Raw genomic sequence first — 20,140 nt, forward strand, 5'->3', positions numbered from 1 at the left:
AGGGCCAATTACGACTTAATCCCCTCCGTCCCCTTTTCCGGGGTGCTGCGGAAAAGGTGCGCAACGGCGTAGTCGATGAACACCCGCAGGCGTGCACTGGGATGGCGCCCACCGGGCCATAGCAGCGAGAACTGCCCCTGGTGCGTGGGCAGTGTGGGCAGCACCTGTTGCAGGCGGCCATCGGCCAGCGCGTCGGCTGCGAGGAAGTCAGGCATCCAGGCCAGGCCCATGCATCCGATCGCAGCGGCCAGCACGGCCTCCATGTTGTTGCAGGTCATCGCCGTGGGAAGGCGCGCCCCGGCGTCGCCTTCGATGCCCGGCAGCTGCCACGGATGCAGCTTTCCGGTGGTGGGGTAACGGAAGCGCAGCGCGGTATGCATGCGCAGGTCGCCCACATCGCCGGGCGTTCCATGCATCTGCAGATAGCCCGGCGCCGCACAGAGGATGAAACGAAAACCACCCAGCCGCCGTGCGGTCAGGCTGGAATCGGCCAGTTCGCCACTGCGTATCACTGCATCCAGGCCTTCGCTGACCACATCGACGATGCGGTCGTTGAAGTCCAGTTCCAGCTGCACCTGCGGATAGCGTTGCTGGAAGCCGGGGAGCACCGGCAGCAGGAAGCGGTAGCCGATGGTGGGCAGGCCGATGCGCAGCAGTCCGCTGGGGGCGTGCTGTCGCTGCGCCAGGTCCGCCTGCGCTTCGGAAAGCTCATCCAGCGCACGCCGGCAGCGTTGCAGCAGCAGTTCGCCTTCGTCGGTGAGATGCACGCGGCGGGTGGTGCGCTGGAACAGGCGCGTGCCGAGTTCCTGTTCAAGCCGGGCGATGCGCTTGCCGACGGCCGAGGCTGACAGGCCGAGTACGCGGGCGGCACCGACGATGCTGCCTGCCTCCGCGGTACGGACGAAGGCGAGCAGGGCGGAGATGGAGTCCATGCTTGGATGATTGCGGAACATCTCGCCGCAATCAACGTCCACCGAGCCTGTTTTTCTGGAATAGCGGCCTGTCCATCATCAATGCCCCTGATGGATGGAGGCCCGCATGGCCCCGGATTCGATGCTCCCTGTACCTGTCCGCGCGCAGCAGCGCTGGGCGCTGCTTGCGGTCTGCCTGGCCGCGCTGGCGTTGCCGTTGTCCTTCTCTGCCGGTGCAGTCGCGGTGCCGGCGCTGGCCCGTTCCGCGGCGGCATCGCCCACCGCGCTGGCCTGGGTGACCAACGCCTTCATGCTCACCTTCGGCAGTCTGTTGCTCGCTGCGGGCGGCTTGGCCGATCGATATGGCCGTCGGCGGCTGTTCCTGCTGGGCACGGCGGGCTTCACCACCGCCACCGCCGCCGTCTGCCTTGCTCGCACGCTGCTATGGCTGGATCTGGCGCGCGGGTTGCAGGGCGTTGCCGCGGCGGCGGCGCTGGCATCCGGCACGGCGCTGCTGGCACAGGCCTGGCAGGGGCCGGCGCGTGCCCGTGTCTTCGCCCTGCTGGGCACCACGTTCGGCATGGGGCTGGCGTTGGGGCCCCTGCTCGCGGGCCTGCTGCTGCAGACATTGGGATGGCGCAGCGTGTTCGCCGCGGGCGGTGTGCTCACGTTGGTGGCCTTCGGCCTGGGGGCACGCGCGTTGCCTGAAAGTCATGGCGAGCGCCGACCACTGGATATCGGCGGCATGCTGAGTTTCAGCCTGACGCTGGCGGCGTTGACCCTGGCGCTGCTGTGGTCGGGCGAGTTCGGCCTGCATGCCGCGCGCGTGCAGCTGGCGCTGCTGGCGACGCTGCTGTTGGGCGGGGTGTTCGTCTTCATCGAACGGCGGCACCCCTCACCGTTGCTGGACCTCTCACTGTTCTCGCAACCGGCGTTCCTTGGTGTCCAGTTGCTGCCGGTGGCGACCTGCTTCGGCTACGTGGTGCTGCTGGTCGTGTTACCTCTGCAACTGCTGGGCGTGCATGGCCAGAGCGCGACGCTGGTGGGACTGCAGATGCTGGCCCTGTCCGCGCCGATGCTGGTGCTGCCGATGCTGGCCGCGCGCTGGGCGGAGCGCGTTGGAAGTGCGCGGCTGTGCACGCTGGGCCTGCTGGTCTGTGCCTCTGGTCTGTACCTGCTGTCGCGCCACGCATCGCATCCGTCGCCGTCGCAGTGGGTGCCGTTGCTGATGCTGATCGGCGCAGGAACGGCTTTGCCGTGGGGGCTGATGGATGGACTGTCGGTGAGCGTGGTACCGGTGCAGCGTGCCGGCATGGCCGCAGGCATATTCGGAACCGTGCGGGTGGCCGGCGAAGGCATCGCGTTGGCCACAGTCACTGCCTTCCTTGCGCTGCTGATCGGCCATCAGCTGCAGGGCGCGTCGCCGGCATCGCTGGTGCGTGCCGGTGCCTATCTGGCCACGGGGGCGCGGGAACAGGCGCAGGCACTGCTACCGACGATAAGCGGCATGCAGCTGCAGCACGCCAGTAGTGAGGCGCTGGCGACACTGCTGCGTGTACTGGCGCTGCTGACCGCCGCCTGTGCCGCCGTGTTGCGCCTGTTGTTGCGGAAAAGGACGGGTGCCTTGGTCGGGAACATGGTGTAGCAGGCTCATCGCCGCCTCCGCCGTCATCCCGTTGTCGTGTCCCGCTCACGTCGCCTATGCCCACCCGGGCCTAGTCTTGATCGTCCCCGTCCCCCCACGGAGACCTGCCATGTGGCTGCTCGACCATCTCTGGCCCGGCCGTCGACCCCTTCCTCCCCCGGTCGAGGACGCGCCACAGGCACCGTCACGCCGGCCCTGGCTGAAACGCCCGGCGCGGGCGGGACGCAGCGGCATGGCGCCCTGGCAGAAGATCGCCACGCCGCCGCGGCGCACGCGCCACTAGCCGGTGCGGTCTGACGGGTGGTTGACCCCGTCGCTGACCGGAATAACCCCCAGCGCGAACGGATCAATGCCCTCCAGGCAGGCCACGTTGTAGCCGTACTGGTCGGGGTTGGAGCGGCGCCGGTGATGGGTGTAGATGCCGCACACCCCGCAGAAGTAGTGCTCGGCCACATGGGTATTGAACTGGTATTTCTGCAGGTGGTTCTGCCCGCGGAGCACCTGCAGGCCCTGACGGGGGACGCTGGCGGCGATGGCGCCACGGCGGCGGCACATCGAGCAGTCGCAGCGGCGGGGATCGACGATCCCGTCCGGCAGGTCCAGCAGCAGCTCGACCGTGCCGCAGTGGCAGGTCGCGCGGTGCCGGGGTTGGACCGGAACGCCGGCCACGGAAGTGATGCCCATCGTTGCTCCTGTGTGATCCATCTGGCCGTCGGGCCGCAGCAGACGGTGCGCCGGCGTGCCTGAACGGGCCGTAGATGCCACGGTGAACCCGCTTGTGGCTAACTATGCGGCTTCGGGACCGCGACAGGATGCCAGTGAGAGCCGCAGGACGTTGGATGACAGGAAGTGCCATGGCGCTGGCGGCGTTGTGGGTGACCGGGCTGCTGGCCTATCAGGTGCCGGGGCCGGGCTGGCTGTCCACCGGTGCCGCTGCGCTGTGGCTGCTGGTTGCGCTGTGGGCGTCGTGGCGCGTCGCGCGGGGCCATGCTTCGCGCCGCCTGGGCCTGGCGTTCGGGGCATCGCTGGCACTGGCCGGCCTGTGGTGGCTGCTGCTGTCCCCGCGCCAGGACCGCGTATGGGCCGATGACGTGGCCCAGCGCCTGCATGTGGTGTCCTTCGACGGGCGCCACGTGGTGCTCGACAACGTGCGTGATTTCACTTGGCGCAGCGAAACCGACTACGACGCGCACTGGGTGCGCCGCGCGTACGACCTGGACCAGTTGCGTTCGGCCGACCTGGTGCTGTCGTACTGGATGGGCCCGGCCATCGCCCACACCCTGATCTCGTTCGGTTTCGACGATGGGCGCCACCTGGTGTTCTCGCTGGAGATCCGCAAGGAACGCGGCGAATCGTTCTCGGCGCTGGGCGGCTTCTTCCGCAAATTCGAGATGACCCTGGTGGCCGCGGAGGAGACCGACATCATCCGCACCCGCACCAACGCGCGCGGCGAGGATGTCTACCTGTACCGCCTGCACGGCATGGACCGTGCGCAGCTGAAGGAGCTGTTCGCCGCGTACATCGCGCAGGCGCGCGAACTGGATGCGAAGCCGGGCTTCTACAACACACTCACCAGCAACTGCACCACGATCGTCTTCGACCTGGCCCGCCAGATCGCGCCGCGCCTGCCGCTGGACTACCGCCTGTTGCTGTCCGGCTACCTGGCCGAGTACGCACAGGAGGTCGGTGCACTGACCCCGGGTGTGCCGTACGCCGAGCTGCACGACAAGGGCCGCATCACCCAGCGTGCGTTGGACCTGGGCAGCGGCGAACACTTCTCCACCGTGATCCGCCAGGGCGTACCTGGCACCGAGCAGGACCCGCAGTAATGACTCGACTCCTCCTGATCCGCTGGCAGCGTGCGCTGCCGGTGTTGTTCGTCGCCTTCCTGCTGCTGGTCAGCAGCGGTTGCGCGATGGTCACCGTCAAGCAGGTCAAGTCCAGCGATTCGCTGGTCAACAAGCGTGCCGACGTGCTCAATACCGGCAAGCTCAGCCCCGCCGCGCGAGAGACGCTCAGCGCGGCAGGCCTGGACGAATCGCAGTGCGAGAAGGACTTCCTGGTCTGCCGCAGCACGCTGCTGATGACCGACGATCTCAATGTCGAGCAGCGGCTGTCGGCGCTGTCCGAACTGTGGGTGAAGACCGCGCTGGCGCTGACGCCGAAGAAGACCGCAGCCGGTGATCCGCCGATGAGCGACGCAGCGCTGGACGCCTGGCTGGAAGCCGCGCGCTACGCCTATGCCTACCTGTTCTACAGCGGCCGCTCACCATCGGATCGCGCCTTCGAAGACCGGCAGACACAGGTGCGTGACTACTACAACTACGCGGCCGAGAAGGCGGCGGTGGTGCTGTTCGTCCGCGCGCGCGCCGCTGCGTTGGCGGGCGAGGACTACACGAAGCCGATCTCGGTCGGCAGCTGGTCGTTGGCTTCCAACTACCAGCAGCTGAACCTGAAGAGCATTCCCGCGCAGCTGGTGCCAGCCGGCACGGTCAGCTTCGTCGGGCTGCGCAGTACTTATCGCCGTGATGGCTTCGGTGCCGAACTGGTGATGGTGATGGACCCGCCGAAGCTGGTCGCACCGGTGATCGCACCCGAGGGCGCCAAGGCTGAGGCGCCGCAGGAGGATGAGGACGACGCACGCCGTGGCCGCCGTCATCGCCACGACGATTCGGTGCCCGAGTTCAGTGAGATGTCCTCGATCAACGTCACCGCACTGCTGCGCTTCGAAGGCAGCAACCTGGACGATGTGATGCGCACGCGCCGGGTCGAGCTGGACGCTTATTCGCCCGAAGCGACCGAGCGCATCACCCTGCATGGCGAGCAGGTGCCGCTGGCCGGCAACTTCACCGCCGCCTATGGCCTGTGGTTGGCGCAGAGCGGTTTCGCCCGGCAATCACTGCGCACCCTGTTCGGCATGAGCGAGAGCATCGGCGAACCGCACATCTACCTGATGCAGCCGTGGGACCCGAACCGCCGCATCATCTTCATGCTGCACGGCCTGGCCAGCAGCCCGGAAGCCTGGGTGAACCTGGCCAACGAGATCATGGGCGACCCCGAGCTGCGCCAGCAGTTCCAGGTGTGGCAGGTCTACTACCCGACCAACGCGCCGATCGCGCTGAACCGCTACGAGATCGCCAACGCGTTCAATGACACCCTCAAGCACTTCGACCCCAACGGCAGCACGCGCGCATCGAAGGACATGGTCTATATCGGCCACAGCATGGGCGGCGTGCTGGCGCGGCTGCTGGTGAGCGACTCGGGTGATGTGCTGTGGGATGACCTGCTGGCCAACTATGACCTGAAGGGCGAGCGGCTGAAGCGGGTGCAGGCCAAGCTGGGGCCACTGCTGCATTTCAAGGCGCAGCCGAACGTGGAACGCGCGATCTTCATCGCCGCGCCGCACCAGGGCACGGATATCGCCGGCAACAGGGTCGGGCGGCTGATCGGTCGCCTGGTACGCCTGCCGCTGACCATTCTCGGCAAATTCGAGGACGTGTTCATGGCGCTGGCACAGGCCGAGCAGCAGGTCGACGGCACCGCCAAGCCGAAGATCCCCAACAGCATCGACAACCTCAAGGCCAGCGATCCATTCGTGAAGGCCGCAGCGCAGCTGCCGATCGAAGCGCGACTGAAGTACCACTCGATCATCGCCCAGCGCAAGCCGGAGCTGCCGGTGGAAAAGTCCGATGACGGACTGGTGCCGTACTGGAGTGCGCACCTGCCGGGTGCACAGTCGGAGAAGGTCATCATTTCCGGCCACAGCGTGCAGGAGACCCCGCAGGCAGTGCTGGAAGTGCGGCGCATCCTGCACCGGGACATCGATGACGTAGGCACGGGGACCCGGTAGTGCCGGCCGCTGGCCGGCACCATCATGGGATTCCCGCGTGCGCGGAGGTTGCCGGCCAGCGGACGGCACTACCGAAACCCGGCGGCGCTACACCCGTCGCGCGATCACCGCGGCCAGCACCGCCAGGCCGAAGGTGATCGCCAGGCACAGCAGGTAGCCGGTGTGCGGCGCGCTTTCCACGAACAGCGCGAACAACGCACCGGAGACCGCCAGCGCGGTGGCAACCGACAGGGCCTCGCTCAGCTGCAGGGCAGAGGTGTTGGCACCCTGCTCATGCGCTGCTGACAGTGACAGCGTCAGCACCGAGAGGCTGGCGTAGATCATGCCCATGCCGAAACCGGTGACCGTCCAGCCCACCAGGGCCACCAGCAATGGCACTGCATTGAACAACACCGCAAGCGTTGCGGCGATACCGAGCGTCATCATCGCCGTGCCGACGCGCAGCAGCTGCTGGCGTGACCAACCGCGCTGCTGGTGACCCTGCAGCCAGGAGCCGGCGAACCAACCGAGTGCGCCGAGGCTGAGCACCGCGCCGGCCCAGCTGGGCGGGAGCCCGCGTTCGCGCTGCAGCAGCAGCGGCAGGTAGGCTTCGCAGGCGAAGAATGCGGCAGCGGCGATGCCGCGCAGTGCGATCACGCTGGGCAGGCCCCTGCGCAGGATCAGCGTTCCGGCCGGCAGCAGGCGATGCACGCATAGCAGCAGCGCCAGCATCGCCACGCCGATGCAGAGCAGGGCGGTCGGACCATGCTGCTGGCCGCCGAAGTACAGCAGCAGCGCCGCCAGCGATGCACCACTGGCCCAACGCACGAGGTTGCCGCGCCCCTCGTCGTCGTTGCTGTCGGCGGAGGGCTGCATGCGCGCCAGCGCAGGCCGCAGCAACAGGGCAGCAGGGACTGCCAGCAGCGGCACCGCCAGGAACACCCAGCGCCAGCCGAGATGCTGGACGATCAGGCCGCTCAGCGCCGGGCCGACCATCGAGGGCACCACCCAGCCCGCCGAGAATGCCGCGAACACCTTCGGCCGCAGGTGCTCGGGGTAGCTGCGGCCGACCATCACGTACAGCGAGACCGAAATCGCGCCCGCGCCCAGGCCCTGCATCAGGCGCCCGGCTACCAGCATGCCCATGCGCACGGCGAAGCCGGCCAGCAGCAGGCCCAGCACGAAGCAGGCCAGGCCGTACCACAGCGGCCGTGCCGGGCCCTGGCGGTCGGCCCAGCGTCCGGCCAGGGTCATGCCGATCACGCTGGTGGCCAGGGTGCCGCCAAAGGCCAGCGCGTACAGGCGCAGTCCATCGAGTGCTTCGGCCACGGTGGGCATCGCGGCCGCGACGGCCAGTGCTTCGAAGGCGTGCAGCGCGACCAGTGCGACCATGCCGATGGTCGTGGCGCGGTAGCGCGCGGACAGGATCGAGCTGTCAGCCGGCAGGTGGGTGTCGGCGGGAGAGAGGGTCGGGGTCATACGGGTCAGGTGCGGGCCGCGCTTGTCAACGGGCGGCGAAGATAGCAGCATGCCACCTCAACTATAGTTGAGGTCAAGCAATGGCATCCCAGGAACTCAGCGTTGGCGAGGTCTCCCAGCGCAGTGGCGTGGCCGTTTCCGCACTGCATTTCTACGAGCGCAAGGGGCTGATCAGCAGCCTGCGCACCTCGGGCAACCAACGCCGTTACAGCCGCGACGTGCTGCGCCGGTTGGCGGTGATCCGCGTGGCGCAGCGGGTGGGCATGCCGCTGGAAGCAGTCGGCCGTGCCTTCGAAAGCCTGCCTGACGGCCGCGCACCAACCAAGGCGGATTGGGCCAGGTTGTCCGCGCGCTGGCGCACCGAGCTGGAAGTGCGAATCCACATGCTGCAGCTGCTGCGCGATGAACTGACCGGCTGCATCGGCTGTGGCTGCCTGTCACTGCAGCATTGCCGCCTGGCCAACCCCGGCGACGTCCTCGGCGAACGCGGCGACGGCCCGATGCGCTGGGAGTGAGCGACAAAAAGGGAACGCGCTCCCGGTAGCGCCGGGCCATGCCCGGCGGACGAAAACGACTTAATCCCCTCCGTCCCCTTTTTCTTACCAGACCGTGATCGTCTCGCCGCTCTGGATGCCTTCCACTGCACGCTGGAAGGCCAGTGCGGCGCGTTGTGCGCTTACCGCTTCGAAGCCCGGGAAGTAGGGGCCGTAGGCCGCCATCGATTCGATCAGCACGTTCGGGCTGACCACGTTGATGCGCAGGCCGCGCGGCAGCAGCTCCAGTGCGGCGGCGCGCACGAAGCCTTCCAGTGCGGCATTCACTGCGGTGGCGTTGACGCCGTCGCGGATCGGTTGCGCGCTGATGATGCCGCTGGTCAGGGTGATCGAGCCACCGGCATTGAGGTGGTGCTGCGCGGCCAGTGCCAGCCGCACCTGTCCCAGCAGCTTGTCCTGCAGGCCGATAGTGAACTGCTCGGGCGTCATCTCCCGCAGCGGTCCGAAATGCACCGAGCCGGCGGTGGAGATCACCGCATCGACTGCGCCGGTACGCGAGAACAGTTCGGCGACGCTGGCGTCATCGGTCAGGTCCACGCGCAGTTCGCCGCTGCTGCGGCCGGCGGCGAGAATCTGATGCTGTTGGCCGAGCTGACGGGCGACTGCCTGGCCGAGGGTGCCGCTGGCACCGACGAGGAGGATCTTCATGGCGGTTCCTTGCGTGAGGGTGTGAGCGCAGTCTGCGCCGTCATATTGGGGTTAGGTAAGCGGCGTATGATTCGCAGATTCCTAACTCTGGATTAGCAATGGATACCCTTCGCTGCATGCAGGCCTTCGTCGCCGTGGCCGAGCGCGGCAGCTTTGCCGGGGCCGCCGAACAGCTGCAGGTGTCGGCGGTGATGGTCGGCAAGTACATCCAGCAGCTGGAGGCGCATCTGGGCACCGCGCTGCTGCAACGGAACACCCGCCGCCAGCGCCTGACCGAAGCCGGCAGCGCCTATCTGGCCGGATGCCGGCAGGTGCTGGAGCAGGTGCAGCAGGCCGAGGCCGATGTGGCCGGTCTGCAGGTACAGCCACGTGGCCTGCTGCGGGTCAGTGCGCCGACCACCTGGGGCAGCTGCGTGCTGGCGCCACAACTGGCCGGCCTGCTGCGCGCGCAGCCGCAGTTGAACATCGAACTGGACCTGAGCAACCGCCGTGTGGATCTGATCGAGGACGGCTTCGACGTGGCGATCCGGGTCGGGCCGTTGCCATCGCAGGAGGTGGTGGCGCGGCCGCTGCCGCCGTATGCGATGAGCCTGTGCGCGGCGCCGTCTTACCTGCGCCGGCGCGGCACGCCGCGTACGCCCGCCGATCTGGCAGGGCATGACTGCCTGAGCCATCTGGCCTGGCGCGGTGGCCACGGCTGGCAGTTGGCCAATGGCGAACAGGTGGATTGGGAGGCGCGTCTGACCTGCAATGATGGGTTTGCGTTGCGCGAAGCGGCGGTCGCCGGCGCTGCAGCCGACCGCATTGCTGGCCGGCGAGATCGCGGCAGGGCGGTTGAAGCCGCTGCTGCGCGACTATCTGCCTGAACCACGGCCGATGCACCTGATCTACCTGCCCGACCGCAGGCCGCGCCCGCGGTTGCAGTGCTTCGTCGATTTCGTCATGACCACGTTGGGGCAATGAGCATCCACGCCAGACGTGGATGACGGTGGGTGCCGACAGTTGGTCGGCACGCATCGGGATCAATCATTCGCCGCAGACAGTTCCTGCCCACGCACCTGCGCGGCGCGCAGTGCGGTGTCCACCAGCGCCTCGAAGCCACCGGCCTGGAAGCTCTCGATCGCGGCCTGGGTGGTTCCGTTCGGCGAGGTCACGCGGCGGCGAAGCTCGGCCGGGCTCTCACCGGCTTCATCAAGCATGCGCGAGGCACCCAGCAGGGTCTGCACCACCAGCGTGCGCGCGGCGTCGGCTGGCAGGCCCTGGGCAATACCCGCCGCTTCCATCGCTTCGGCCAGCAGGAACACATAGGCCGGGCCACTGCCGGATACGGCAGTCACTGAATCCATCAGCGCCTCGCTGTCGATCCAGACGGTGCGGCCTGCGCTGGCCAGCACCTTCTCGGCCTGTGCGTGCTGCTGCGTGTCCACCGACGGTGTGGCGAACAGGCCGGTCACACCTGCGCCGAGCAGGGCAGGGGTGTTCGGCATCGCGCGCACCACTGCCTGGTCGCCTCCCAGCCAGCGCTGCAGCTGCGCACTGGTGATGCCGGCGGCAATCGACACCACCAACGGCTGGTTTGCCTGGGCCAGCGTCTGCAGCGACTGGCAGACCTCACGCAGCACCTGCGGCTTCACCGCCAGCAGCCAGGTGCTGCCCTGCGCAGCGGCATCAATCGCGTTGTCATGCACCTGCACACCGAAGTCGGCGGCCAGCGCCTGGCGCAGTGCGGCCACCGGTTCGGCGACGTGGATGTGCGCGGCGGGTGTGCCCTGACGGATCAGGCCGGCGATCAGGCTGCGCGCCATGTTGCCGCCGCCGATGAAAGTGATGGAATCAGCTGCCATGGAAAGCTCCTTGGAAAGTCAGGCTGGGCGCGGGCGCGCGCCGAACAGGGCGGTACCGATGCGAACCAGGGTGGCGCCCTCGGCGATGGCTTCGGCGTAGTCGCTGCTCATGCCCATCGACAGCGTGTCGATCTGCACGTGCTGGGCAGCCAGCGACTCGAAAAGTGTGCGCATGCGCACGAATGCATCCCGACGGCGCTCGGCCTCGGGCCACGGCGCGGGAATCGCCATCAGTCCGCGCAGGCGCAGGGTGGGTTCGGCGGCAATTGCGGCGGCGAGTGCGTCCACTTCCTCCGGTGCACAGCCGTGCTTGCTGGATTCATCGTCGATGTTGACCTGGATCAGCACATTCAGCGGGCCGCATGCGGCCGGGCGATGGCGCGCCAGCGCCGTTACCAGCTTGGGCCGGTCCACGCTCTGCACCCAGTCGAAGTGGGTGGCCACGGCATCGGCCTTGTTCGACTGCAGGTGGCCGATCAGGTGCCACTCCAGCGCCAGGTGCTGCAGCGCCTGCATCTTTGCCAGCGCTTCCTGCACATAGTTTTCGCCGAAGGCCTGCTGGCCCTGTGCGGCCAGCGCAGCCACGGCCTCGGCCGGTTGGGTCTTGGACACGGCCAGCAGGCGCGGATCGGGCCGGCCGGCCGCCTCGGCGGCGGCATGCAGGTTGCTCAGGATCTGGGGCAGGGGAGTGGCCACGTAACGCGTTCCATTGAATCAGGAGGCTATACTGCCGCCCGGGGAAAGATCCTTCCAGTCGAAGCCGTTATTGGGGAGTAGCCGCTCATGGATATCGCCGAACTGCTGGCGTTTTCCGTAAAGAACAAAGCGTCCGACCTGCACCTGTCTGCAGGCCTGCCGCCGATGATCCGCGTGGACGGCGATGTTCGCCGGATCAACATCCCGGCCCTGGACCACAAGCAGGTCCACGCGCTGGTGTACGACATCATGTCCGACAAGCAGCGCCGCGATTACGAGGAATTCCTCGAAGTGGACTTCTCCTTCGAGATCCCGTCGCTGGCGCGCTTCCGTGTGAACGCGTTCAACCAGAACCGCGGTGCCGGTGCGGTGTTCCGTACCATTCCGTCCGAGGTGCTCACCCTCGAGGACCTGGCCTGCCCGCCGCTGTTCCGTGAAGTGATCCAGCAGCCGCAGGGCCTGATCCTGGTGACCGGCCCGACCGGCTCGGGCAAGTCGACCACGCTGGCGGCGATGATCGACTACATCAACAAGAACGAATACGGCCACATCCTCACCGTCGAGGATCCGATCGAATTCGTGCACACCTCGCAGAAGTGCCTGATCAACCAGCGCGAAGTGCACCGCGACACGCATGGCTTCAATGAAGCGTTGCGCTCGGCACTGCGCGAGGACCCGGACATCATCCTGGTCGGCGAACTCCGCGACCTGGAAACCATCCGCCTGGCACTGACCGCTGCGGAGACCGGCCACCTGGTGTTCGGCACCCTGCACACCAGCTCGGCGGCCAAGACCATCGACCGCATCATCGACGTGTTCCCGGCCGGCGAAAAGCCGATGGTGCGCTCGATGCTGTCCGAGTCGCTGCGTGCGGTGATCTCGCAGGCGCTGCTGAAGAAGGTCGGCGGTGGCCGCACCGCAGCGTGGGAAATCATGGTCGGCACGCCGGCCATCCGCAACCTGATCCGCGAGGACAAGGTGGCGCAGATGTACTCGGCCATCCAGACCGGCCAGCAGTACGGCATGATGACCCTGGACCAGCACCTGCAGGACCTGGTCAAGCGCAGCCTGATCACCCGCAACCAGGCCCGCGACTACGCCAAGGACAAGCGCCTGTTCGAGTAAGGCAGGGCAGCCACGGGCGGCGCGTGCAATGGCGCCGCCGCTCCGTGTTGTTTCCTCCACCGACCGTTACCTGGTAAACCGCTTTTCCGGGAGCCTGCCGTGAACACCACCGCGACCACCATCGATTTCACTTCGTTCCTCAAGCTGATGGCGCACCAGCGCGCCTCGGACCTGTTCATCACTGCGGGCATGCCGCCGGCGATGAAGGTCAACGGCAAGATCTCGCCGATCACGCAGACTCCGCTCACGCCGCAGCAGAGCCGCGACCTGGTGCTCAACGTGATGACCCCTGCGCAGCGCGAGGAGTTCGAGAAGACGCATGAATGCAACTTCGCCATCGGCCTGTCCGGTGTCGGCCGCTTCCGCGTCAGCTGCTTCTACCAGCGCAACCAGGTGGGCATGGTGCTGCGTCGCATCGAGACGCGCATTCCGACCGTGGAAGAGCTGAGCCTGCCGCCGATCATCAAGACGCTGGCGATGACCAAGCGCGGCATCATCCTGTTCGTTGGTGCCACCGGTACCGGCAAATCGACATCGCTGGCGGCGATGATCGGCTACCGCAACCAGAACTCGACCGGCCACATCATCACCATCGAAGATCCGATCGAGTTCGTGCACAAGCACGAGGGCTGCATCATCACCCAGCGCGAGGTCGGCATCGATACCGACAGCTGGGAAGCGGCCCTGAAGAACACCCTGCGCCAGGCGCCGGACGTGATCATGATCGGCGAGGTGCGTACCCGCGAAGGCATGGACCACGCCATCGCGTTCGCCGAAACCGGCCACCTGGTGCTAGCCACGCTGCATGCCAACAATGCCAACCAGGCGATGGATCGCATCATCAACTTCTTCCCGGAAGACCGCCGCAACCAGCTGCTGATGGACCTGTCGCTGAACCTCAAGGGCGTGGTCGCGCAGCAGCTGGTGCCGTCGCCCGACGGCCGCTCGCGCAAGGTGGCGATGGAGATCCTGCTGGGCACGCCGCTGGTGCAGGACTACATCCGCGACGGCGAGATCCACAAGCTGAAGGAAGTGATGAAGGACTCGGTCCAGCTGGGCATGAAGACCTTCGACCAGAGCCTGTTCGAGCTGTACCAGGCCGGCGAGATCAGCTACGAGGACGCACTGCGCTACGCCGACTCGCAGAACGAAGTGCGCCTGCGCATCAAGCTCAGCCAGGGCGGCGACGCGCGCACGCTGTCGCAGGGCCTGGATGGGGTGGAGATCTCCGAGATCCGGTGACCTGGCGATGTGTGGAGTCGACTGTCAGGAAGCGCAGTCGACTAACAGTCGACTCTACCCGTCGACTCTACCCGTCGACTCTACTGGGCGCGCAGGCGATTGATGAATTCCAGTCATGACCGACTGTCGTCCAACCGGCTCAATCCATCGCCGCTGCAGGCGTATCGTCAGCACTCCCCCTCTGGAGTACGACGATGCAGACACGTGAACTCGGCCGCAGCGGCCTGAAGGTTTCCGCCCTGGGCCTGGGTTGCATGGGCCTGACCCATGCCTACGGCCAGCCGGTCGAACCGAGCCAGGGCATCGCCCTGCTGCACGCTGCCGTCGAGCGCGGCGTGACCTTCTTCGATACCGCCGAAGTGTACGGCCCGTACACCAACGAAGACCTGCTCGGCCAGGCCCTGGCACCCTACCGCGACAGGCTGGTGATCGCCACGAAGTTTGGTTTCAGGGACGCGCGCACCGATGCCGGCCTGGACAGCCGCCCGGAGAACATCCGTGCCGTGGCCGAAGCCAGCCTCAAGCGCCTGCGTACCGACCATATCGACCTGTTCTACCAGCACCGCGTCGACCCGAACGTGCCGATCGAGGACGTGGCCGGTACCGTGCGCGACCTGATCGCCGAGGGCAAGGTCGGCCACTTCGGCCTGTCCGAGGCCAGTGCTGCCACCGTGCGTCGCGCGCATGCGGTGCAGCCGGTGGCTGCGGTGCAGAGCGAGTACTCGCTGTGGTGGCGCGAACCGGAGCGTGAACTGCTGCCGACGCTGCAGGAGCTGGGCATCGGCTTCGTGCCGTTCAGCCCGCTGGGCCGCGGCTTCCTGACCGGTGCGATCAACGCCGACACCACCTTCGACGCCAACGATTTCCGCAACAGCGTGCCGCGTTTCGAAGTGGAAGCGCGTCGCGCCAACCAGGCGCTGGTGGATCGCATCAGCACGATCGCGGCGGCGCGGGGTGCGACCCCGGCGCAGGTGGCGCTGGCCTGGCTGCTGGCACAGGCGCCGTGGATCGTGCCGATCCCAGGCACCACCAAGGTCCATCGTCTGGAGGAAAACCTGGGCGCGGCCGACCTGCAGCTGGCACCGGAGGAGCTGCAACGCATCGCACAGGCGCTGGACGAAGTGTCGATCGTCGGCGAGCGCTACAACGCGCAGCGCGCCGCCCAGGCCAAGGGCTGATCAACAGCTGGGTGCGGACCGTTGGTGGTGGGGGCGGACCGTTGGTGGTGGGTGCGGACCGTTGGTCCGCACTCCTTGATCCTCACCCCATCGGCCCACGCAGCGCATCAAGCACCGTCCGCATCGCCACGGTCACGTGGCAACGCGAGGGGTAGTACGCGTAATAGCCATCGAAGTGCGGGCACCAGTCGTCCAGCACCGAAAGCAGGCGGCCATCGTCCAGCATCGGCTGTACCTGGTCCTCCGGCAGCCAGGCCAACCCGCTGCCTGCCAGCGCGGCGGCGCGGGTCATGCCCATGCTGTTGAAGATCCACTGGCCGCTCACACGCACGCTCAGTTCATTGCCGTCCTGGCCGAAATCCCACGGCATCAGCCCGCCATGCGTGGGCAGGCGCAGGGTGACGCAGTTGTGCCCGGCCAGGTCGTCCGGGTGCCGCGGCACCAGGTGCTGGCGGAAGTAGCTGGGCGCCCCGACCACGCGCATGCGCAGCGGCGGGCTGATCGGTACGGCGATCATGTCGCGCGCCAGCCGCTCGCCCAGGCGGATGCCGATGTCGTAGCGCTCGGCCACGATGTCGGCCAACCCGTAGTCGGCCGCCAGTTCCACCTTCAAATCCGGATACTGCTGCAGCAGCGGCGCCAGCCTGGGCCAGGCGATGTACTCGGCGGCGTGGCCGGTGGCATTGATGCGGATGGTGCCGGCCGGGCGTTCACGGTACTCGGCCAGCGCGGCCAGCCCATCCTCGATCTCGGCCAGGCGCGGGGCCAGCGTTTCCAGCAGGCGGGCGCCGGCTTCGGTGGTGGACACGCTGCGGGTGGTGCGGGTCAGCAGGCGCACGCCCAGGCGCTGCTCCAGTCCGCGCATGGCATGGCTGAGCGCGGACTGGGACACGCCCAGCTGGGCGGCAGCCTTGGTGAAGCTGCCCTCGCGGGCAACGTGGACGAAGGCCTGCAGGTCGTTGAGGTTTTCGCGGGGCATGAGGGGATGATACGGCCGCGCTGCGCCCGGCAGCTGCCGAATCAACGTCAACGGCAACGTCAAAAGCTGGCTTCCCGTGGGAGGCGGGGTGGCTCAGGTTGCAGGGGACGGCGCAAGTCCCCCTCCGGGGCCCGGCCCAGCCGCTGGCGGCTGTGCGTTCGGGCGCTTGCGAAGCAGTGCTTCGCAAGCAAAGCGCCCTCACCCATGTAGCCTCGGTCGCGCTTGCTCGTGTGCGCTGTCCTGCGCACACGGCAAGACCGGGGTTGGGCGTCCTGCCCAACCCGTCCGAGGCATGCCTCGGGACCATGGCGCTCACGCCCCCGCAACCTGAGCCACCCCGCCTTCGACAATTTCCCGCGAGCTGTTGGAACGGCATTCTGCTTTGGTGGGTGCCGACCGTTGGTCGGCACTGGGTCGGACGTGTGGGTATGTCGATTTCTGCGTCTGTGGTTCGTCGAATGAATGACTTCAACGGGAGCTGCACATGAGCACTGACACCAAGCCCAAGGGCCCGGCCTCGTACTTCCCCTCCATCGAGAAGACCTATGGGCAGCCGGTCGCCCAGTGGCTCGGGCTGCTGGCAGGGAAGAAGGGCCTGAAACACATGGAACTGGTCAGCTTCCTGAAAAGTGAGCATGGGCTGGGCCATGGCCATGCCAACGCGCTGGTGGCGCACCATCTGGCCGGCAAGGGCTGAGCAGCGGCGGGCCCGGGGCAGGGCGGGGCGCATTCAGCTGAACGATTTCATCTGCAACTGTCATGCAGATCGTGTCTAATACCGCTCCCCACCTGCTGTTCCCCACCCGTATGTCCCTTCCCTCCCATGGCCCCGCGCCGTGCGACGACGCTGACGGCCACCTGGTCACCGCCGGTCCGCTGACCCCGCCGCCCGACAGCGCCGGTACCACCGCCGACGAAAAAGCGCTGCGTCACTCGATCGCCGAGGACGTGCAGGGCATGGTGCTGGCCACGATGGTGGCCTCGCTGGGCCTGGCCATCTTCGCCAAGAGTGGACTGATGATCGGCGGCATGGCCGGCATGGCGTTCCTGCTGCATTACGCGCTGGACTGGAACTTCGGCGTGGTGTTCGTGCTGGTCAATCTGCCGTTCTACTGGGTGGCGGTGCGGCGCATGGGCTGGGAATTCACCCTGAAGACCTTCGCCGCGGTCACCGCCTGTGGCGTGCTGACCGACCTGCTGCCGCGCTGGATCGACTTCTCGCACATCCACCCGCTGTATTCGGCGATCGTCGGTGGCGCATTGTCCGGCCTGGGCATCCTGTTCTTCATCCGCCATCGTGCCAGCCTCGGCGGTATCGGCATCCTGGCGGTGTACCTGCAGCGCACCCGTGGCTGGAGCGCGGGCAAGGTGCAGATGTCCTACGACGCCTGCCTGATGGTGGCCGCGTTCTTCGTGCTGTCGCCTTCCAAGGTGCTGTACTCGGCCATCGGCGCGGTGGTGCTCAGCCTTGTGCTGATGTTCAACCACCGCCCTGGCCGCTACATGGGTGTGTGATCGCGCTCTCCGCGTTCGCCGGGCATGGCCCGGCGCTACTACGTGGCGGTTCCGGTAGCGCCGGGCCATGCCCGGCGGCCGTCCTTCAACGTACGGCGGCCTGCAGCCACGGCGGCGACAGCGTCAACAGCCGCGCGTGCACCGGGCAATCCTCGGCGTGCGCACCGGGCAGGTAGCCCAGGCTCATCAGGAATTCGCCGGTGATCTCGCCGCCGGTGAAGCGGAACGTCTTCTTGAACAGCTTCACCCAGTCGGCCTTGCTGCGCGGGTGGTGCGCATCCAGCCACGCCGCGAAGCTGCCATGGCTGGCTCGCAACTGCTGGATCACCTGCGCGTTGTGGATCGCCGCCAGCACCTTCAGGCGGTTGCGGATGATGCCCGGGTCCGACAGCAGGCGCGCGATGTCCTGCTCGGCGTAGGCCGCCACGCGGTCCACATCGAAGCCGTCATAGGCTGCGCGGAAGCCCTCGCGCTTCTTCAGGATCGTTTCCCAGCTCAAACCGGCCTGGTTGATTTCCAGTACCAATCGCTCGAACAGTTCACGCTCGTCCCGCTGCGGGAAGCCGTACTCGTTGGCGTGGTAGTAGTCGTGCACCGGATGGCCGGGGGCAATCAGGCAGTAACCGCTCATGGGGAAGGCTCGTTGGATTCGGATTCGGATTCGGGTTCGGGATCGATGGCCACTGCAGGGTGCCCGTCGATGGACAGCATCGGCCAGCGCGGTGGCACGAGCGTGAGTTTGCCGTTACGCAGGGCCTGGTTGATCGCCTCGGCCGGCCCGCTCACGGTGCCGAACAGCGCACCGGCCCGGCGCCACTGGGAATCGCTGCCACGTGCGTACAGCACGCAGTCCGGTCCACGGTGGGTGTACAGCTCGCACAGCAGCACTTCGCCGGTACCATCACCGTCCAGGTCGCGATGCACGATCAGGCAGTCGCGCTCGCTCTGTGCGCAGGATTCGCCATTGATCGATCGGGTGGCCAGAGCTTTCCACCAGTCGTCCGGTGGCGAACTGGATCCGGCGGCCAGCTTCAGTGCGCGCCGCAGGGCGGCGACGTCCTGCGGCCCCTTGTCGAGGCGGTGGCCGTCGTCCCAGCGGGAGGTATGCGCCAGTGCTGCCGCGACCACCTGTGGCGCGTTGGCATCGGCGATGATGGCCGGATCACGCTGCAACTCGCGCAGCGCCTGCACGCCACGGCGGCCAAGATCGAAGCGCAGCACGTTGACGTCACTGCTGGTGATCGCCGGCGGGTCCGCGCGCAGGCGCTCCAGCTGGCTGGACAGGGTCAGCCGCACCGGGTCCAGCAGGGGCGAGTTGCCCAGCAGGGCCAGTGCGAGCACCACCCAGCACATCCAGCGGTTGACCGGTTCCAGCGCCTGCAGCCAGCGGCCCTGGCGACGCAGTACCGCCAGCGCATAGCCCAGGGCATAGCCGGCCACGGCCAGCGCGATCAGCAGTGCCCAGAACCGGTCCACTGTCCACCCGTACTGCACCACGCGCAGGCCCAGCGCATACAGCGCCAGCGCGGCGTAGACCGGCAGCGCCAGCAGGCTGGCCTCGACCAGACGGCGCAGCACGAGAGGGTACGGCGGGGAGTCTTCCCCCTGCTGGTAGACCGCATTGGTGAACGTCACCAGCAGCAGTGACACCACCACCAGCAGGCTGGCGGCCGAACGGGTCTCCCACAGTGGTTCCAGCCCGGCAAGCGGCAGGCTCAGCACGAACAACACGGCGATGAACGAGAGCAGTGGCAGCAGCCCGCGGCAGATCGCGAACAGCACCTGGCGGGTGATCTGGATCGCCCGATGCTGGGTGCGCCCGATCAGCACGCCAAACCCGGCCAGGCTGCCGGTGGCCAGTGCGATGAAAGCATCCTGGCGGAACAGATCGCGGAAGAAGGTGACCTCCAGCAGCTGGAACAGCGCCGCCCACAGCCACAGCAGCAGCCAGGTCAGCCCGGTGAACAGCGCCGCCAGGGCCAGGGTCAAGCCGTTCTGCCAGGCGCGCTCGAACAGCTCGGGGTAGCTGGCGCGCCACTGACCGTGCTGCAGCTGGAACTGCCACCAGGGCAGGGCCACGAACACCGCCACGCCCATGCCCAGGGTCAACGGAAACTGCAGCGCGCCCGATTCCAGTGCGGCCTCGCCATTGAGGTTCCAGCCGATCCAGGCGGCCAGTGCCAGCACCACCACCGAGCCGAGCGCCGCCTGCAGCCACAGGCGGCGTTGGCCCAGCTCGACCAGGCTCAGCGCCACCGCGCTGGGAATGGCCAGCACCCAGGCGTACCAGCAGTAGCGCCAGCCGATATCGCGGAACGGCCACGCATCGGACAATTCCTGCGCGGCATACAGCATCAGACCCTGCAGCAGGGCGATCAGGACGATGGCGCTGCGTGCCGGCAGGGTCAGGGGCGATGAAGACTGCATCGATGACCTTCCATGGCAAAGCACCATCCTAGCCCATCGCGGTTCGGCGCCATCGCGCGACCATCCCG

At 67.4% G+C, this 20,140-nt stretch carries 17 protein-coding genes and 2 pseudogenes; 10 read left to right on the forward strand and 9 right to left on the reverse strand.

The genetic code is table 11. From position 1 onward, the window contains the following. Window positions 1–8: 8 nt before the first annotated feature. Window positions 9–932, reverse strand: coding sequence for a LysR family transcriptional regulator (locus tag AC5P8J_RS07705; protein WP_058979452.1), 924 nt, complete (start codon window positions 930–932; stop codon window positions 9–11). Window positions 933–1,038: 106 nt separating this feature from the next. Between AC5P8J_RS07705 and AC5P8J_RS07710 the strand changes: the two genes are divergently transcribed. Continuing rightward, on the forward strand, window positions 1,039–2,556 hold the full coding sequence (locus AC5P8J_RS07710) for an MFS transporter (protein WP_227854425.1): 1,518 nt from the start codon (window positions 1,039–1,041) through the stop codon (window positions 2,554–2,556). Window positions 2,557–2,835: 279 nt separating this feature from the next. Here the strand turns inward: AC5P8J_RS07710 and AC5P8J_RS07715 are convergent, their stop codons facing one another. Further along, on the reverse strand, window positions 2,836–3,240 hold the full coding sequence (locus tag AC5P8J_RS07715) for a GFA family protein (RefSeq protein ID WP_058979411.1): 405 nt from the start codon (window positions 3,238–3,240) through the stop codon (window positions 2,836–2,838). A gap of 170 nt (window positions 3,241–3,410) precedes the next feature. Here AC5P8J_RS07715 and AC5P8J_RS07720 point away from each other — a divergent pair, with 170 nt between their 5' ends. Both AC5P8J_RS07720 and AC5P8J_RS07725 read left to right on the forward strand, forming a co-directional pair. After that, window positions 3,411–4,385, forward strand: a complete 975-nt coding sequence (locus AC5P8J_RS07720; RefSeq protein WP_227854430.1) for an Lnb N-terminal periplasmic domain-containing protein — start codon at window positions 3,411–3,413, stop codon at window positions 4,383–4,385. Then, window positions 4,385–6,406: an esterase/lipase family protein gene (locus tag AC5P8J_RS07725; protein WP_329859213.1), complete on the forward strand. Its 2,022-nt coding sequence runs from the start codon at window positions 4,385–4,387 to the stop codon at window positions 6,404–6,406. Before AC5P8J_RS07720 ends, AC5P8J_RS07725 begins: the two co-directional genes overlap by 1 nt. A gap of 87 nt (window positions 6,407–6,493) precedes the next feature. Here AC5P8J_RS07725 and AC5P8J_RS07730 read toward each other — a convergent pair whose 3' ends face one another. Beyond that, window positions 6,494–7,915, reverse strand: a complete 1,422-nt coding sequence (locus AC5P8J_RS07730; RefSeq protein ID WP_021202604.1) for an MFS transporter — start codon at window positions 7,913–7,915, stop codon at window positions 6,494–6,496. 29 nt (window positions 7,916–7,944) lie between these two features. On the opposite strand from AC5P8J_RS07730, the gene soxR reads away from it, so the two are divergent. Then, window positions 7,945–8,379 (forward strand): redox-sensitive transcriptional activator SoxR, encoded by a 435-nt coding sequence (soxR, locus tag AC5P8J_RS07735; protein ID WP_111098569.1) that lies wholly within the window; start codon window positions 7,945–7,947, stop codon window positions 8,377–8,379. An 84-nt stretch (window positions 8,380–8,463) separates the two neighbouring features. On the opposite strand, the pseudogene AC5P8J_RS07740 reads toward soxR, so the two are convergent. After that, a pseudogene (locus tag AC5P8J_RS07740) lies at window positions 8,464–9,093 on the reverse strand (short chain dehydrogenase); the annotation flags it as partial. Between the two features lie 71 nt (window positions 9,094–9,164). Between AC5P8J_RS07740 and AC5P8J_RS07745 the strand changes: the two are divergent. Further along, window positions 9,165–10,029 (forward strand): annotated as a pseudogene (locus tag AC5P8J_RS07745) (LysR family transcriptional regulator). 59 nt (window positions 10,030–10,088) lie between these two features. On the opposite strand, the gene proC reads toward AC5P8J_RS07745, so the two are convergent. Continuing rightward, entirely contained in the window at window positions 10,089–10,910 is an 822-nt protein-coding gene (gene proC, locus AC5P8J_RS07750) for a pyrroline-5-carboxylate reductase (RefSeq protein ID WP_021202601.1), read from the reverse strand. An 18-nt stretch (window positions 10,911–10,928) separates the two neighbouring features. Continuing rightward, window positions 10,929–11,606, reverse strand: coding sequence for a YggS family pyridoxal phosphate-dependent enzyme (locus tag AC5P8J_RS07755; protein ID WP_111098568.1), 678 nt, complete (start codon window positions 11,604–11,606; stop codon window positions 10,929–10,931). A gap of 87 nt (window positions 11,607–11,693) precedes the next feature. On the opposite strand from AC5P8J_RS07755, the gene AC5P8J_RS07760 reads away from it, so the two are divergent. The 3 genes from AC5P8J_RS07760 to AC5P8J_RS07770 all read left to right on the forward strand — a co-directional run bounded on the left by AC5P8J_RS07760 (window position 11,694) and on the right by AC5P8J_RS07770 (window position 15,151). Continuing rightward, window positions 11,694–12,731, forward strand: a complete 1,038-nt coding sequence (locus tag AC5P8J_RS07760) for a type IV pilus twitching motility protein PilT (protein ID WP_006422551.1) — start codon at window positions 11,694–11,696, stop codon at window positions 12,729–12,731. A 99-nt stretch (window positions 12,732–12,830) separates the two neighbouring features. Further along, window positions 12,831–13,973 carry a PilT/PilU family type 4a pilus ATPase gene (locus AC5P8J_RS07765; protein ID WP_019659468.1) on the forward strand — a complete coding sequence of 381 codons (1,143 nt, stop codon included), beginning with the start codon at window positions 12,831–12,833 and terminating at the stop codon, window positions 13,971–13,973. Between the two features lie 194 nt (window positions 13,974–14,167). Further along, the gene (locus tag AC5P8J_RS07770; protein ID WP_019659467.1) at window positions 14,168–15,151 is read left to right on the forward strand and encodes an aldo/keto reductase; all 984 of its coding nucleotides are present in this window, start codon (window positions 14,168–14,170) and stop codon (window positions 15,149–15,151) included. Window positions 15,152–15,233: 82 nt separating this feature from the next. On the opposite strand, the gene AC5P8J_RS07775 is transcribed toward AC5P8J_RS07770, so the two are convergent. Next, entirely contained in the window at window positions 15,234–16,130 is an 897-nt protein-coding gene (locus tag AC5P8J_RS07775) for a LysR family transcriptional regulator (RefSeq protein ID WP_494539979.1), read from the reverse strand. A 484-nt stretch (window positions 16,131–16,614) separates the two neighbouring features. On the opposite strand from AC5P8J_RS07775, the gene AC5P8J_RS07780 reads away from it, so the two are divergent. Next, window positions 16,615–16,827: a DUF4287 domain-containing protein gene (locus tag AC5P8J_RS07780; protein ID WP_111098566.1), complete on the forward strand. Its 213-nt coding sequence runs from the start codon at window positions 16,615–16,617 to the stop codon at window positions 16,825–16,827. A 110-nt stretch (window positions 16,828–16,937) separates the two neighbouring features. After that, window positions 16,938–17,645, forward strand: coding sequence for a YitT family protein (locus tag AC5P8J_RS07785; protein ID WP_029379885.1), 708 nt, complete (start codon window positions 16,938–16,940; stop codon window positions 17,643–17,645). 85 nt (window positions 17,646–17,730) lie between these two features. On the opposite strand, the gene AC5P8J_RS07790 is transcribed toward AC5P8J_RS07785, so the two are convergent. Together AC5P8J_RS07790 and AC5P8J_RS07795 are read right to left on the reverse strand one after the other, a co-directional pair. Beyond that, on the reverse strand, window positions 17,731–18,276 hold the full coding sequence (locus AC5P8J_RS07790; RefSeq protein WP_346473250.1) for a DNA-3-methyladenine glycosylase I: 546 nt from the start codon (window positions 18,274–18,276) through the stop codon (window positions 17,731–17,733). After that, on the reverse strand, window positions 18,273–20,072 hold the full coding sequence (locus AC5P8J_RS07795) for a DUF4153 domain-containing protein (protein WP_494539978.1): 1,800 nt from the start codon (window positions 20,070–20,072) through the stop codon (window positions 18,273–18,275). Before AC5P8J_RS07795 ends, AC5P8J_RS07790 begins: the two co-directional genes overlap by 4 nt. Between the last annotated feature and the right edge of the window lie 68 nt (window positions 20,073–20,140).

Source organism: Stenotrophomonas sp. YJH_SMC_37, from assembly GCF_059370035.1.

Excerpts from the sequence above, each read along its gene's own strand:
- AC5P8J_RS07770 (WP_019659467.1), top strand. The coding sequence starts at position 14,168 with ATGCAGACACGTGAACTCGGCCGCAGCGGCCTGAAGGTTTCCGCCCTG.
- AC5P8J_RS07720 (WP_227854430.1), top strand. The coding sequence starts at position 3,411 with ATGGCGCTGGCGGCGTTGTGGGTGACCGGGCTGCTGGCCTATCAGGTG.
- AC5P8J_RS07710 (WP_227854425.1), top strand. The coding sequence starts at position 1,039 with ATGGCCCCGGATTCGATGCTCCCTGTACCTGTCCGCGCGCAGCAGCGC.
- AC5P8J_RS07760 (WP_006422551.1), top strand. The coding sequence starts at position 11,694 with ATGGATATCGCCGAACTGCTGGCGTTTTCCGTAAAGAACAAAGCGTCC.
- AC5P8J_RS07705 (WP_058979452.1), bottom strand. The coding sequence starts at position 932 with ATGGACTCCATCTCCGCCCTGCTCGCCTTCGTCCGTACCGCGGAGGCA.
- AC5P8J_RS07780 (WP_111098566.1), top strand. The coding sequence starts at position 16,615 with ATGAGCACTGACACCAAGCCCAAGGGCCCGGCCTCGTACTTCCCCTCC.
- AC5P8J_RS07715 (WP_058979411.1), bottom strand. The coding sequence starts at position 3,240 with ATGGGCATCACTTCCGTGGCCGGCGTTCCGGTCCAACCCCGGCACCGC.
- soxR (WP_111098569.1), top strand. The coding sequence starts at position 7,945 with ATGGCATCCCAGGAACTCAGCGTTGGCGAGGTCTCCCAGCGCAGTGGC.
- AC5P8J_RS07790 (WP_346473250.1), bottom strand. The coding sequence starts at position 18,276 with ATGAGCGGTTACTGCCTGATTGCCCCCGGCCATCCGGTGCACGACTAC.
- AC5P8J_RS07795 (WP_494539978.1), bottom strand. The coding sequence starts at position 20,072 with ATGCAGTCTTCATCGCCCCTGACCCTGCCGGCACGCAGCGCCATCGTC.
- AC5P8J_RS07785 (WP_029379885.1), top strand. The coding sequence starts at position 16,938 with ATGTCCCTTCCCTCCCATGGCCCCGCGCCGTGCGACGACGCTGACGGC.
- proC (WP_021202601.1), bottom strand. The coding sequence starts at position 10,910 with ATGGCAGCTGATTCCATCACTTTCATCGGCGGCGGCAACATGGCGCGC.
- AC5P8J_RS07725 (WP_329859213.1), top strand. The coding sequence starts at position 4,385 with ATGACTCGACTCCTCCTGATCCGCTGGCAGCGTGCGCTGCCGGTGTTG.
- AC5P8J_RS07775 (WP_494539979.1), bottom strand. The coding sequence starts at position 16,130 with ATGCCCCGCGAAAACCTCAACGACCTGCAGGCCTTCGTCCACGTTGCC.
- AC5P8J_RS07730 (WP_021202604.1), bottom strand. The coding sequence starts at position 7,915 with ATGCTGCTATCTTCGCCGCCCGTTGACAAGCGCGGCCCGCACCTGACC.